Here is a 12,611-nt window from a genome sequence, read left to right as displayed (position 1 = left end):
GTTTCGGGGTGGCATCCTTCTTGCTGAACCCTTTCCAGGCAATCGCGGATCAGGAAGACCATCATGGCTGGCATGCTGAACATCGGAATGACGGGCCTCAATGCGGCACAGGCCCAGCTCAATACCACCAGTCACAACATCACCAATGCAGGGACCAAGGGCTACCACCGGCAAACGGTGGGGCAGAGTGCGCTGCAGCCCTTGTTCACCGGCGCGGGCTTTTTCGGCCAGGGCACCCAGGTGTCCTCGGTGACGCGCAGCTACGACCGCTTCCTGGAAGGACAGATCCTGCAGGCCGACAACCGCCGCTCGCAATATGCGGCCTACGGCGCGCAAGTCGGCCAGATCAACAACCTGCTGGCCGATCGCACCACCGGGCTGTCGCCGGCGATGGAAAACTTCTTTGCCGGCGTGCAGGAAGTCGCTTCCAACCCGACCAGCGTGGCGGCGCGCCAGGCGCTGATTTCCAATGCCCAGTCGCTGGCGTCGCGCTTCCAGTCGCTGAATGCCCGGCTGGAAGAAATCCGTGACGGCGTCGAAGGCAGCATCGTGCAGACGGTCGAGTCGATCAACACCTATGCGCAGGCGATCGCGGACATGAACCAGCGCATCGTCATCGCCCAGGCGGGCGGAGCCGGCACGCCGGCCAACGACCTGCTGGACCAGCGCGACCAGTTGCTGGCCGAACTGAACAAGCTGGTGAAGATCACCATCGTCGAGGAAACCGATGGCGCGCAGGCGAACGGCGCGGTGTCGGTGTTCATCGGCTCGGGGCAGTCGCTGGTGCTGCGTGGCACGGTATCGACCTTCGAAGTCGTGCCCAGCGCCAACGATCCGACACGCGGCGCGATCTCGATGGTGGCGCCGGGCGGCAACCGCATGGAACTGGCGGAATCGCTGCTGACCGGCGGAACGCTCGGCGGGCTGCTGGAGTTCCGCCGCGTGTCGCTCGATGCCGCACAGAACGAACTGGGCCTGATCGCGCTGGGCATCACCGAAACCGTCAATGCCCAGCACAAGCTCGGCATCGACCTGGAAGGGGTCTTCGGCAAGGACTTCTTCAAGCCGATCACGCCCACGGTCGTGCCGGCCACGGCGGGCGTCAGCGCCGGCATCACCGACGTGAGCGCGGTGCGGGCCAGGGATTACCGCGTCGCCATCGACAGCGACGGCGGCGCGCTCAGGCTGTTTGCCGGCAACGAGGAGCTGGCTTCCCTGAGCCTGCCGGCCGCCGGGCCGCTGACGTTGAACGGCGGCGGCCTGTCGGTCACGATTCCGGACGCGGCCAGCGTGCCGGCCAAGGGGCTGCTGATCCAGCCGACGCGCAACGCCGCGCGCGACATTTCCGTGGCCATTTCCGATCCGCGCGAAATCGCCGCCGGCGGGCCGATGTCGGTGACCGCGCCATTGACCAACCAGGGCACGGGCAAGCTGGCCAACATCGATGTCCGCAGCAACGCCGGCATGGATGCTTCGGGCGACGGCAAGCCGGATTTCGCCGCCTTCTCGGCCAGCTTCGGCGGCACCAGTCTGTCGGTGCCGGCCGGCTACACCATCGAGCGCCTGCGGCAGGACAGCACGAGCGGACAGTGGCTGACGGATACCGCCTATCCAAGCGGCGGCACCGGCACGACCTTCGACCCGGCCACGGATTCGTCCGGAGCGCGCTTCCGCGTCACCGGCCCGGGCGGGTATGAGTTCGACTTCGAGTTCAGCGGCACGCCCGAAGCTGGCGACACTTTCGCCTTCGCGCCGAACGCTGCCGGCGTCGCCGACAACCGCAATGCGGTCGCGCTCGGCGCGCTGCAGACGTCCAAGACCCTGCTGGCCGATGCCGGCGGGCGGCCGACCGCCACGTTCCAGTCGGTCTATGCCCAGACCGTGACCACCGTCGGCAACAAGACGCGCGAAGCCCAGGTCAACGAAGCCGCGCAGCAGGCGCTGGTGACACAGGCCACCTCGGCGCGCGACAGCGTCTCGGGCGTCAATCTGGACGAGGAAGCGGCCAACCTGATCCGCTTCCAGCTTGCCTATCAGGCCTCGGCCCGCGTCATGACCGTGGCGCAGCGGCTGTTCGACGAACTCATCGCCATCGGCCGCTGAGCCGGAAACATCGGGAGAGCATCATGCGCATTTCGTCCAACATGATCTACGACCGTGGCGTGGCCTCGATCCAGCAGCAATGGTCGAACATCCTGCAGACTTCGCAGCAGGTGGCCACCGGCCGCCGCGTGCTGACGCCGGCCGACGACCCGATCGCTTCGGCCCGCGCGCTCGAAATCGGCCAGACCCAGGCGGTCAACAAGCAGTTCTCGGTGAACATCGGCTACGCCGACGATGCGATGAAGCTGCTGGAAGCACGCCTGGATGGGGCCGGCGAAATCCTGCACTACGTGCGCACGCGCGCCGTGCAGGCCGGCAACGGCGACAGCACGATGAAGCCGGAAGACCTGCGTGCGCTGGCGGTCGACATGAAGGCGCAGTTCGAAGCCATGCTGGCGCTGGCCAACAGCCAGGACGGCATGGGCGAGTACATCTTCGGCGGCTATCGTTCGCAGGCACAGCCGTTCAACGGCAACCTGTCCGGCGTCAGCTATGCCGGGGACCAGGGCGAGCGCAGCATCCAGGTGTCGGCCTCGCGCTACATGCCGATCAGCCTGCCGGGCTCGGACGTGTTCGACCGCACGCTGACGCTCGACACCGACACGATCAAGATCCATGGCGCGATCGACAACGAGGGCAGCGCCGCACCCGCCCTGAGCGCAGTCGACCCGGCGGCGGTGAACCAGGCGTCGCGCTATCAGCTCCGCTTCGATGAGGCGACCGGCGAATACAGCGTCACGCGCCTCGGCCAGGATGGCAACGAAGTGCCGCCGGCGACCACGCTGACGCCGCCGAGCGCCACCATCGACGGCTTGACGCTGTCCCTGCCGACGGCCGACGTGGCCGATGGCGACGCCTTCGAAATCTACGTGCCGTCGACCAGCATGCTCAACAACATGGCCATGTTCGCCGCCGCGCTGGAAAAGCAGAACGGCGTGTCGGGCATGACCGGAGCGGTTGCGTTCGCGCTGGAAACCTTCGATGCCAGCCAGGAAAGCATCCTGAAAGCGCGCGCCCAGATCGGTTCGCAACTGACCGAAACCGAGGCGCTGGCCAATCTCGGCAGCGATCTGAACATCCAGTACGCCGCCACGCTGTCCGACCTGATGGACGTCGATTACGTCGATGCGATCTCGCGCCTGACCCAGCAGCAGACTTACCTGCAGGCGGCGCAGATGTCCTTCATGCGGGTGTCCGGCCTGTCGCTGTTCAACTACCTCAACTGAGTCCCGCCATGCCTGCCCGTTCCGCCCTGGCCCTCACTGCCGCCGCTGCGGTCGCGCTCGTCCTTGCCGGCTGCTCTTCGGCGTCCAGAATCTCGGCGCCCGAACAGGAAGAACAGGCATCGGCTCAGCCCTCCGGCCTGGAGCGGACCCGGGCGTGGGCCGGAGACCAGGGCGCCCCGGTGGCGGCGATCGCCGGCGGGCTGCTGATGCTGCGCGACTTGGAGATGCTGAAGGTCGAGTACCTGGCCGGTGCCCTGGTGGCTTTCGCGATCTACGATCCGCTGGCGCCGACCTGGCGGATCGAGGTGCGCGAATCCGGCGCCGGCCGCGTGCGGATGGCGCTGCGCATGAAGTCGCTGATCACCGGCGGCGACGGCGAGGCGCGCCAGGTCTTCCTGCGCAATGCGCGCGAGATGGTCGAGGCGGGCGGCTTCGCCGGCTACGAGATCGTGCATTACGAGGAAGGTGTCGAATCGACGCGGCCGTTCGCGCACCGCTACGCCAATGCCGAGATCCGGCTGCTGAGGTCGCAGATCTTTCCCGCGCTCTGAGCCGGGTGCGGGGGTCAGCGTGGCGGCACGGCCGGCGGCAGCGGAGCGAGCAGTTCGAGCATGTGGCCGATGTCGTCGAAGCCGCGTTCGAACAGGCTTTGCAGCACCGGCGCGAAGTTGGTCATGAACAGCAGCACGCCGATGAAGCCGGCGGTGAGCGTGACCGGGAAGCCCACCGCGAACAGGTTGAGCTGCGGTGCCGCGCGCGTCAGCACGCCGAGCGAGATGTTGGCCACCAGCAGGATGCCCAGCACCGGCAGCGACAGCAGCAGGCCGGTGGCGAAGACGGTGGCGCCGGCGCGGGCGATATAGCCCCAGCCCTGGGCCCGCACGACTTCGGCGCCGACCGGCAGCCATTCGAAGCTGCGCACCAGCACTTCGATCATCAGCAGGTGGCCGTTGACGGCGAGGAACAGCAGGGTGGCGATCAGGCTGAGGAAGTCGGACAGCACCGCGGTCTGGCCGCCGGCGTCGGGGTCGAAGAAGATGGCGAAGGACAGGCCCATCTGCATGCCGATCAGTGCGCCCGCGGTATCCACCGCGGCAAATACCAGCCGCATCATGAAGCCCACGGCGACGCCGATGAAGATCTGCTGGCCGAAGATCGCCAGCCCGATGCCCGAGTTCGGCGCCACCTCGGGCATCGGCGGCATCGCCGGCAGCAGCGCGATGCCCACGGCCAGGCCGGCGGCGAGGCGGACGCGGGCTGGCATGCCGCGGTTGGAGAAGATCGGTGCGGCGGCGAACAGGCCGAGCAGCCGTGCCAGCGGGAAGGCCGCTGCGGCGAGCCAGGCGTCGAGCTGGGCGGCTGTTACGCTGAGCATCGGGCGGGGGCGGACCGTGGTTTCAGCCGATCATCGCCGGGATGGATTCGAACAGCTGGCGCATGAAGTCGGTCAGCACCGTGATCATCCACGGCCCGGCCAGCACCAGCGCGGCGAAGATGGCGACGAGCTTGGGCACGAAGGTCAGCGTCATCTCGTTGATCTGGGTCGCGGCCTGGAAGATGCTGATGATCAGGCCGGTGACGAGCGCGGCGAGGAACAGCGGCGCCGATACCATCAGGGTGATTTCGACGGCCTGGCGGCCGAGTTCGATGACGGTGGTGGGGGTCATGGCCGGTTTCTCCCGCTTGTTTGCGCTAGACCGCGAAGCTCTGCACCAGCGAGCCGATCAGCAGCGTCCAGCCGTCGACCAGCACGAACAGCATGATCTTGAACGGCAGCGACACGATCACCGGCGACATCATCATCATGCCCATCGACATCAGCACCGAGGCGACCACCATGTCGATGATGATGAAGGGGATGAAGACGATGAAGCCGATCTGGAAGGCGGTCTTGATTTCCGAGGTGACGAAGGCCGGGATGATGACGCGCATCGGCAGGTCTTCGGCCTTGTCGACCGGCGGCACCTTGGCCAGGCCGGCGAAGAGGTCGAGATCGGGCTCGCGCACCTGGGCCAGCATGAAAGTGCGCATCGGCACCGAGGCTCGCTGCAGGGCTTCGTCGAACTGGATCTGGCCTTCGGCCATCGGCAGGTAGGCATCGGTGTAGACGCGCTCGGCGACCGGCGCCATGATGAAGAAGCTCAGGAACAGCGCCAGGCCCAGCAGTACCTGGTTGGGCGGCGCGGTCTGCGTGCCCAGCGCCTGGCGCAGCAGCGAGAGCACGATGATGATGCGGGTGAAGCTGGTCATCATCAGCACCATTGCCGGGATGAAGCTCAGCAGCGTCATCAGCAGCAGCGTCTGGATGGTCAGGCTGTAGGTGGTGCCGCCGTCCGCTGTGGCCGTGCTGGTGACGGCGGGCAGGGCCTGGGCCTGGGCCGGCAGCGGCAGGCCGGCGAGGGTGAGCAGCAGCGCCAGTATCGCTGCCAGCCACAGCGCCGGCGCCAGGCGTGCGCGCAGCAGCGGCAGAGGATGGCGTTCAGCGGGCATCGCCGCGCTCCGTCACATGCTGTTCAGCCGCTTGCCGCTTCATGGCCTGCCCCAGCCAGGCCGAGAAATTCCGTGTCGGGCCGGATGAGGGCGGCTGCGCGCCATGCCGCGCTGCGAGCGGCAGATCTTCGGCCTTCATCTCATGCAGCCGGGTGACGCTGCCCGGCGCCACGCCGAGCACCAGCAACTGCTCGCCCAGGCGCACCAGCACCACCCGCTCGCGCGGCCCGACCGCGGCGGCACCCAGCACCTCGATCGCGGCGGCGGCACTGCCGCGCGGCGCGGCCAGGCGGCGGATCAGCCACAGGCAGCCGAGCAGCAGGGCGATGACCACGGCCAGGCCGGCCAGCATCTGGAACAGGCTGCCGGCAAGCTCGGTGGGGGCGCTGCCGGCTGCGGGCGTCGTCTGGGCCAGCGCATCGGCGGCGAAGGCGGGCAACAGGATCGGCAGAAGACGCGGGGGGATGGGGCGATGCACGGTGCTACGGCGTTCAGTGGCGGATCTTGCGCATGCGCTCGGCCGGACTGATGATGTCCGTCAGGCGGATGCCGAACTTGTCATTGACGACGACGACTTCGCCTTGCGCGATCAGCGTGCCGTTGACCAGCACGTCCATCGGCTCGCCGGCGAGACCGTCCAGCTCGACCACCGAGCCGTGCGCGAGCTGCAGCAGGTTGCGGATCGTCAGCTTGGTGCGCCCCAGCTCCACGGTGATCTGCACCGGGATGTCGAGGATCATGTCGAAGTCGTTGAGCGAGCCCTTACCGGGGCTGCCGGCGCCGAAATCCTCGAAGATCTGGCTGGCCGGGCGGGCCTGGTAGGGCGAATCGGCCATCGCCGCGGCGGCCAGTTCGGCGGCGACGCGGTCGGCCTCGCTGTCGCCGGACTGGCTGGCCTCGGTCGCCGCCTGTTCCTGCATCGCGGCGGCCCAATCGTCGTCGGTAATCTGGTTGTCGTCAGCCATTCTGGCCTCCAGCTAACAAGGGCGAAGGCTCTTCTTCCTGCGCGAGGAAGCGCTCCACCCGGATGGCGTATTGCCCGTTCTTGGTGCCCTGCCTGCATTCGAACACCGGCACGCCGTCGATCTCGGCCTGCAGCAGTTCGGGCACGTTCAGCGGAATCACGTCGCCGACCCGCATGTCGACGATGTCGCGCAGCGTGACGCGCGCGCTGCCGAGATTGCAGTACAGCTCGATGTCGGCCGAGCGCAGCTGGTGCGACAGCAGCTTGATCCAGCGCCGGTCCGAGGTGATGTGGTCGCTCTGCATCGTCGAATACAGCAGGTCGCGGATCGGCTCCAGCATCGAGTACGGAAAGCAGATGTGCATCTCGGCCTGGGCGCCGCCGATCTCCAGCGAGAAGGTCGTCGAGATGACGATCTCGGAAGGCGTGGCGATGTTGGCGAACTGCGAGTTCATTTCCGAGCGCACGTACTCGAACTCGAGCTTGAACACCGGTGCCCAGGCCTTGGCGTATTCGGTGAACACCACCTCGAGCATGCCCTGGATGATGCGCTGCTCGGTCGGCGTGAAGTCGCGGCCTTCGACCCGGGTGTGGAAGCGCCCGTCGCCGCCGAACATGTTGTCGACGACGAGAAAGACCAGGTTCGGGTCGAAGACGATCAGCCCGGTGCCGCGCATCGGCTTGGCCGTGACCAGGTTGAGGTTGGTGGGCACGACCAGGTTGCGCACGAATTCGGCGTATTTCTGCACCTTGATCGTGCCGACGGAAACCTCGGTGTTGCGATGCACGTAGTTGAAGAAGCCGATGCGCAGGTAGCGCGCGAAGCGCTCGTTGATCAGCTCCATCGTGGGCATGCGCCCACGCACGATGCGCTCCTGCGTGCCCAGGTTGTAGGGGCGCACGCCTTCGGCCGCGTGTTCCTCGGCTTCGGGCTCGTCGGATTCTCCGGTCACGCCCCGCAGCAGGGCGTCAACTTCTTCCTGGGAGAGAAAATCCGAGGACATGGCGTTCGCGTCCGCTACTGGATGATGAAGGAGTTGAACAGCACGGCCTGGACCGGGCCGGTGGAGGTCGTGCGGCCGCGGGCGTCGGTCTGCACCGGGAAGCCGAGCGCGGCATTGGCCTCGTCGACGATGCTGGTCGCCAGCAGTTCGCGGCCTTCGGTGGTGAACAGCTCGGACGGCAGCCGGCTCGACAGCAGCAGGTTGATGCGGTGCCGGATCTCGGGCATGTAGCCCTTGAGCGCGTCGCCGGTCTTGGCATCGGCGACGCGCAGCACGATCACGGCCTGCAGGTAATGGTCGCCCTCGTCGCGGCGCAGGTTGACGGTGAAGGGGTCCAGCGGCACGAAAGTGGGGGGCTTGGACAGATCCACCGGCGGCGGTGCTGGGGGCTGGGCGGCGGCGGCTGCCGGCGCGGAGGCGCCGTCATCGCTGCTGCCCTTGTTCTTCAGCAGCAGCAGCGCGCCGATGCCGCCCGCGACGATGATCAGCAGCACCAGCAGCACGATGACGATGATGATGAGCAGCTTGCTCTTGCCCTTGGGGGCGGCTTCTCCGCCCGCCTCCGGTTTGGTTGGCGCCTTGGCCATGCGAATCTCCTGATATCTTGCCAAAATTATCGCGGAAGATCGCACGCCGCGAAGCGTGGAAAAGTGGGGCAGAGCGGCCCCAATTCAAGCGCTTCAGACGAAGGTGTCGACCATTCCGTCGTGTTGCTGCAGCCATGATGCGGGCTGGCTGCCGTCGGCCGCATCCGCGATCGTTCCGCTGCCGCCCGTGTGCCGGCCCTGTCCGCTGCCATTGCCGCCGCCGTCACGTCCAGCGCCACGGTCTTCCGAGGTGCTGACATCGGCCTGTCCCAGGCTGATGCCGGATTGCTGAAGTATCTCCCGCAAGCGCGGCAGCGCCTGCTCGAGTGCGTCACGCGCGGCCTGACTGGAGGCGACGAACTGCGCCGTGGTCTGGTCGCCGTTGAGCGAGATCGACACTTCGAGCTTGCCGATGTTGGGCGGCGTCAGCACCAGTTCGGCCTTGCTCTCCGCGCGGCCGATCATCCATCGCACCTGGTTGCCCACGTCCTCGGCCCAGGCTTGCCGGTTTGCCGGGGTGTGCACGGGCAACTGCGGCGTCGGCGCCTGGGCGGGAGGGTGGCGCAGCACGCCGAGCAGATTGGCGCCGTGATGCCCGCCCGTGGCCTGGCCGGGCTGCCGGGCCGCGATGTCGTCGTCCCCGGCCTTCAGGCTTGGGGTCGTGCCTGCCGCCTTGTCGGCGATGACTGCCGCGAGCGGCAATCGTCCCTGTGCCGCCTGGCCGGCGTCGATGCCGGCATCCGCCGGTTTCGGACTGCCTTTCGATGGCAGGCCGGCATTCTGCAGCGCTTTGCCGGCGCTGTCATCCGCGGCCGGTTCGGCGTCGGCTTCGCCGTCGTTCGCCGTGCCGGCCTGCAGGGCGGCAATCGCTGCCGGCAGGCCGGCAAGCGCGGCCGCCTCGGCGGTCGTATCTGCCGGCGCCTCGGCCGCTGCCGCCTGGCCGTTCCGTGAGGTGTCGGCATGCTCGCCCGTGGTTTCGCTGCCCTTGGCTGCCTCGTCCGGCTGCACGGCGTTTTCGGCGGGACGGGACTCGCCGGATTCGGCGGAGCGGGCCGCCGGGTCGGCAGGCTGTGCCCGGCCGTGTTCCGGTTCGCGCGTGGTGGTGCGCTGGGGATTGCGTTCGGCCTCGCGCGGCCGTGCCGGAGCGTCGTTCGCATGCGCGGGCTGGGCCGATGGGGGGCGCGAATCGCGCAACTGGTTCTGCAGCGTGCGGGAGAAGGATGGCAGTTGGGAAGGTGTCTGGGCAGGCGATTGCTGGCTGCCGGGGCCGATCAGCCCGGCAAGCGTCACCGGGTCGGACCACTTGCGAGCGGAATGGCCTTGCAGGCTCTGGGCCGGGCTGGGGGAAGAAAGGGTTGCGGACATGGTCTGGCGCCTCTGGAACAGGATGAGCAGGGCTTTCTACGCAAGAGCCGTGCCATGCAGGCGGACTGCCGGACGATCAGTCGTGGGCGCCGCCGTCGCCGTCCAGACGGGCGCGGCCGAGGCGTGCCGCGTGCTCGTCGGCCATCTTCTGCTCCTGGCGGGCCTCGATGCGGGCCAGGCCCGCCTGGTGGCGCTGCGACAAGGTGTCGAAGGCCTTGAGCTTGTTGCGCTGGGCGAGCCAGTGCTGCTGTCCCTGCGCGGTCAACTGCTGCGACTGTTCCGCCAGCTTGCGCTGCGCGAGGATGGCTTCATCCAGGCGGGTGATGAAAGCGCCATAGTTGCGCCAGGCGTCCGGGCTGAGGCCTTCGCGTGCGGCTTCGACGAAGCGGTCGTTGTACTCGCGCCGATAGTCCTCGAGCATCTGCAGCTTCTGCGCCACGTCGCGCTCGGCCGCGACCAGTTCGCCCAGCTGGCGGGCGGCTTCGTCGGTGCGGGTCTGGGCGAGGTCGAGCAGGGGCTGGAGGTGGAAGCGGGGACTCATGGGGATGGCTGTGTCGTTCGCGTGCCCCGGCGGCGGAGAGAGGGGCGCCGGCAGTCTAAGCGCCGTATGCCGCAGGCGTGCCGTGTGTTCGGCTGCCGCTCGTGCAAAATGTCACACTCAGGCCGAAAATGCCTGTGCCAGCTTCTGCAGGGCGCCGTCGTAGGATTCGCGCTCGTTGATGCCTTGCTGCAGGAAGGCCTCCAGCCTGGGGTAGAGCTGCACCGCGGTGTCCAGCACCGGGTCGCCGCCCGGCTGGTAGGCGCCGACCGCGATCAGGTCGCGCGAGCGCTGATAGCGCGAGAAGAACTGCTTGAACTGGCGCACGACGGCGAAATGCTCGTCGCCGACCAGGCCGTGCATCGCGCGCGAGATCGACTGCTCGATGTCGATCGCGGGGTAGTGGCCCTGGTCGGCGAGGCTGCGCGACAGCACGAAGTGGCCGTCGAGGATGGCGCGCGCGGAGTCGGCGATGGGATCCTGCTGGTCGTCGCCTTCGGCCAGCACGGTATAGAAAGCGGTGATCGAGCCGCCTCCTTCGGGGCCGTTGCCGGCGCGCTCGACCAGCGCCGGCAGGCGGGCGAACACGCTCGGCGGATAGCCGCGGGTGACCGGGGGTTCGCCGATCGCCAGGGCGATCTCGCGCTGCGCCATCGCGTAGCGCGTCAGCGAATCCATGATCAGCAGCACCTGCTTGCCCTGGTCGCGGAAGTATTCCGCCACCGTGGTCGCGTAGGCCGCGCCCTGCATCCGCATCAGCGGGCTGGTGTCGGCGGGCGCGGCTACCACCACCGAGCGCGCCAGGCCTTCCGGGCCGAGACTCTGGTCGATGAATTCCTTGACTTCGCGGCCCCGTTCGCCGATCAGGCCGACGACGATGACGTCCGCCGAGGTGTAGCGCGCCATCATGCCGATCAGTACCGACTTGCCGACCCCGGAGCCGGCGAACAGGCCCAGGCGCTGGCCGCGGCCGACGGTCAGCAGGGCGTTGATCGCACGGATGCCGACGTCCAGCGGCTGCTCGATCGGTGCGCGCGACAGCGGGTTGATCGCGCGTCCCTGCAGCGAGCGTGTTTCCTGCGTGGCGAGCGGCCCGGCGCCGTCGAGCGGCCGGCCGGCGCCATCGACGACGCGGCCGAGCAGGGCGTCGCCCACCGGCAGGTGCTTGGCGCGGTCGGCGGCGCGGCGGCGCGGGCCGATGCGCTTGCCCGGCACCAGCCGCGGCATGCCGACTTCCATCGGCAGCACGCGGGCGCCGGGTGCCAGGCCGAAGACGTCGTCGGTCGGCATCATGAACAGCTTTTCGCCGCTGAAGCCGACGACTTCGGCTTCGACCGAGCCGCCGCCCGGGATCAGGATCCGGCAGCCGGAACCCAGCGGCAGCTTGAGTCCGGCCGCTTCCATGACGAGGCCGTTGATGCGGGTGAGCCGGCCCGAGATCTCGAAGGCGCTGGTGTCCCTGACCAGGCGGCGGCCGTCGGCGAGGAAGTCGCGCCACAGATTGCTGCCGTGCTTCATGCGGCAGCGTCCGGTGTGCCGCTTGCCGGCCGATCCGGATCGGCGGGGGAGAAGCGCATGTGTTCGCGCCCGAGCGATTCGAGCACGCGCCGCCAGCGGGTCTCCAGCGTGGCGTCGAGCTGTGCGCCCTGGGTGTCGATGCGGCACTCGCCGCGCTGCAGGTCGAAATCTTCCTGCAGGCGGTGGCCGGCTTGCGCGAGCTGTTCGCCCAGGTTGTCACGCACCAGCGCCAGGTCGTCCGGATGCAGCCGGATCTGCGCGTTACCCTGCGGCAACTGCTGCAGGGCGATGCGGATGGTGTCGAGCACGGTCTCGGGGTGGAGGCGCAGGGTGTGGTGGACCATCTGCCGGGCCAGCTCGATGGCGAGCGCCATCAGCTCCTCGGCCACTTCGCGGTCGATTTCGGCCAGCGACTGCTCGAGCCGCTCGGCCAGCGCCAGCACGCGCGCGGCTTCGGCTTCGGTTCTCGCCTTGCCTTCCTCATAGCCCTTGCGTTCGCCTTCGGCCGTACCCGCCGCCAGCCCGGCTTCGTGGCCTTCGCGCCAGCCTTCCTCGCGCGCGGCATTGCGGATTTCCTCGTGCATGCGCTCGATTTCCTCCGCCGTGGGCAGCTTCAGATCGGGCGGCAGGCTGTAGGCCGGCTCGGGTGCGTCGGGAACGGCTTCGGGCTCGGCCGCGGCAGCGGCGTCGGCGCCTGCCGGGGGAGGGGGCGCTTCCCGCGCGTCGAAATCCTCCGGCGTCCAGCGCCGGTACGCGCCCACGGCCTGGTGGCGGGAAATGCTCACGAAATGCTCCCGGGCCGTATCGAGAGCGGCG

General features: G+C 68.4%; 14 protein-coding genes. 3 read left to right on the top strand and 11 right to left on the bottom strand.

Features of this window, described 5'->3' with window-relative positions; genetic code table 11:
- The first annotated feature begins 63 nt into the window (after positions 1 to 63).
- Genes flgK through TBU01S_RS09465 form a run of 3 tightly spaced genes read left to right on the top strand, consistent with a single transcriptional unit; the run spans position 64 to position 3,880 of the window.
- Positions 64 to 2,103, top strand: a complete 2,040-nt coding sequence (gene flgK / locus TBU01S_RS09475; protein ID WP_068636395.1) for a flagellar hook-associated protein FlgK — start codon at positions 64 to 66, stop codon at positions 2,101 to 2,103.
- Positions 2,104 to 2,126: 23 nt separating this feature from the next.
- Positions 2,127 to 3,329, top strand: a complete 1,203-nt coding sequence (flgL, locus tag TBU01S_RS09470) for a flagellar hook-associated protein FlgL (RefSeq protein ID WP_068636394.1) — start codon at positions 2,127 to 2,129, stop codon at positions 3,327 to 3,329.
- A gap of 8 nt (positions 3,330 to 3,337) precedes the next feature.
- The gene (locus TBU01S_RS09465; RefSeq protein WP_068636393.1) at positions 3,338 to 3,880 is read left to right on the top strand and encodes a hypothetical protein; all 543 of its coding nucleotides are present in this window, start codon (positions 3,338 to 3,340) and stop codon (positions 3,878 to 3,880) included.
- Between the two features lie 14 nt (positions 3,881 to 3,894).
- On the opposite strand, the gene fliR is transcribed toward TBU01S_RS09465, so the two are convergent.
- The 11 genes from fliR to TBU01S_RS09410 form a co-directional block, all read right to left on the bottom strand.
- Complete coding sequence (gene fliR / locus TBU01S_RS09460; RefSeq protein ID WP_068636392.1) at positions 3,895 to 4,704, bottom strand: flagellar biosynthetic protein FliR; 810 nt, start codon at positions 4,702 to 4,704, stop codon at positions 3,895 to 3,897.
- A gap of 22 nt (positions 4,705 to 4,726) precedes the next feature.
- On the bottom strand, positions 4,727 to 4,996 hold the full coding sequence (gene fliQ, locus TBU01S_RS09455; RefSeq protein WP_068636391.1) for a flagellar biosynthesis protein FliQ: 270 nt from the start codon (positions 4,994 to 4,996) through the stop codon (positions 4,727 to 4,729).
- Between the two features lie 25 nt (positions 4,997 to 5,021).
- A complete protein-coding gene (gene fliP / locus TBU01S_RS09450) occupies positions 5,022 to 5,819 on the bottom strand; it encodes a flagellar type III secretion system pore protein FliP (RefSeq protein WP_088178859.1) in 798 nt (265 codons plus the stop codon).
- The gene (gene fliO, locus TBU01S_RS09445; RefSeq protein WP_245650884.1) at positions 5,809 to 6,258 is read right to left on the bottom strand and encodes a flagellar biosynthetic protein FliO; all 450 of its coding nucleotides are present in this window, start codon (positions 6,256 to 6,258) and stop codon (positions 5,809 to 5,811) included. The genes fliP and fliO overlap by 11 nt, the downstream gene beginning before the upstream one ends.
- 52 nt (positions 6,259 to 6,310) lie before the next feature.
- On the bottom strand, positions 6,311 to 6,784 hold the full coding sequence (gene fliN / locus TBU01S_RS09440) for a flagellar motor switch protein FliN (RefSeq protein WP_068636390.1): 474 nt from the start codon (positions 6,782 to 6,784) through the stop codon (positions 6,311 to 6,313).
- The gene (gene fliM / locus TBU01S_RS09435; RefSeq protein WP_068636389.1) at positions 6,777 to 7,787 is read right to left on the bottom strand and encodes a flagellar motor switch protein FliM; all 1,011 of its coding nucleotides are present in this window, start codon (positions 7,785 to 7,787) and stop codon (positions 6,777 to 6,779) included. The genes fliN and fliM overlap by 8 nt, the downstream gene beginning before the upstream one ends.
- A 14-nt stretch (positions 7,788 to 7,801) precedes the next feature.
- Positions 7,802 to 8,374 (bottom strand): flagellar basal body-associated FliL family protein, encoded by a 573-nt coding sequence (locus tag TBU01S_RS09430; RefSeq protein ID WP_068636388.1) that lies wholly within the window; start codon positions 8,372 to 8,374, stop codon positions 7,802 to 7,804.
- 93 nt (positions 8,375 to 8,467) lie between these two features.
- The gene (locus TBU01S_RS09425) at positions 8,468 to 9,739 is read right to left on the bottom strand and encodes a flagellar hook-length control protein FliK (RefSeq protein ID WP_068636387.1); all 1,272 of its coding nucleotides are present in this window, start codon (positions 9,737 to 9,739) and stop codon (positions 8,468 to 8,470) included.
- Between the two features lie 76 nt (positions 9,740 to 9,815).
- A complete protein-coding gene (fliJ, locus tag TBU01S_RS09420) occupies positions 9,816 to 10,280 on the bottom strand; it encodes a flagellar export protein FliJ (RefSeq protein ID WP_068636386.1) in 465 nt (154 codons plus the stop codon).
- A gap of 117 nt (positions 10,281 to 10,397) precedes the next feature.
- Positions 10,398 to 11,795: a flagellar protein export ATPase FliI gene (gene fliI / locus TBU01S_RS09415; protein ID WP_068636385.1), complete on the bottom strand. Its 1,398-nt coding sequence runs from the start codon at positions 11,793 to 11,795 to the stop codon at positions 10,398 to 10,400.
- Entirely contained in the window at positions 11,792 to 12,580 is a 789-nt protein-coding gene (locus tag TBU01S_RS09410) for a flagellar assembly protein FliH (protein ID WP_068636384.1), read from the bottom strand. The genes fliI and TBU01S_RS09410 overlap by 4 nt, the downstream gene beginning before the upstream one ends.
- Positions 12,581 to 12,611: the final 31 nt, after the last annotated feature.

It is taken from the genome of Thauera butanivorans NBRC 103042 (genome assembly GCF_001591165.1).
GTDB classification, from domain to species: Bacteria; Pseudomonadota; Gammaproteobacteria; order Burkholderiales; family Rhodocyclaceae; genus Thauera; species Thauera butanivorans.
This window is presented reverse-complemented; position numbering and strand designations above follow the sequence as displayed.

Coding starts and splice junctions, on each gene's coding strand:
- fliM (WP_068636389.1), bottom strand. CDS start 7,787: ATGTCCTCGGATTTTCTCTCCCAGGAAGAAGTTGACGCCCTGCTGCGG.
- fliR (WP_068636392.1), bottom strand. CDS start 4,704: ATGCTCAGCGTAACAGCCGCCCAGCTCGACGCCTGGCTCGCCGCAGCG.
- fliJ (WP_068636386.1), bottom strand. CDS start 10,280: ATGAGTCCCCGCTTCCACCTCCAGCCCCTGCTCGACCTCGCCCAGACC.
- fliQ (WP_068636391.1), bottom strand. CDS start 4,996: ATGACCCCCACCACCGTCATCGAACTCGGCCGCCAGGCCGTCGAAATC.
- flgL (WP_068636394.1), top strand. CDS start 2,127: ATGCGCATTTCGTCCAACATGATCTACGACCGTGGCGTGGCCTCGATC.
- fliP (WP_088178859.1), bottom strand. CDS start 5,819: ATGCCCGCTGAACGCCATCCTCTGCCGCTGCTGCGCGCACGCCTGGCG.
- TBU01S_RS09425 (WP_068636387.1), bottom strand. CDS start 9,739: ATGTCCGCAACCCTTTCTTCCCCCAGCCCGGCCCAGAGCCTGCAAGGC.
- TBU01S_RS09430 (WP_068636388.1), bottom strand. CDS start 8,374: ATGGCCAAGGCGCCAACCAAACCGGAGGCGGGCGGAGAAGCCGCCCCC.
- TBU01S_RS09465 (WP_068636393.1), top strand. CDS start 3,338: ATGCCTGCCCGTTCCGCCCTGGCCCTCACTGCCGCCGCTGCGGTCGCG.
- fliN (WP_068636390.1), bottom strand. CDS start 6,784: ATGGCTGACGACAACCAGATTACCGACGACGATTGGGCCGCCGCGATG.
- fliI (WP_068636385.1), bottom strand. CDS start 11,795: ATGAAGCACGGCAGCAATCTGTGGCGCGACTTCCTCGCCGACGGCCGC.
- flgK (WP_068636395.1), top strand. CDS start 64: ATGGCTGGCATGCTGAACATCGGAATGACGGGCCTCAATGCGGCACAG.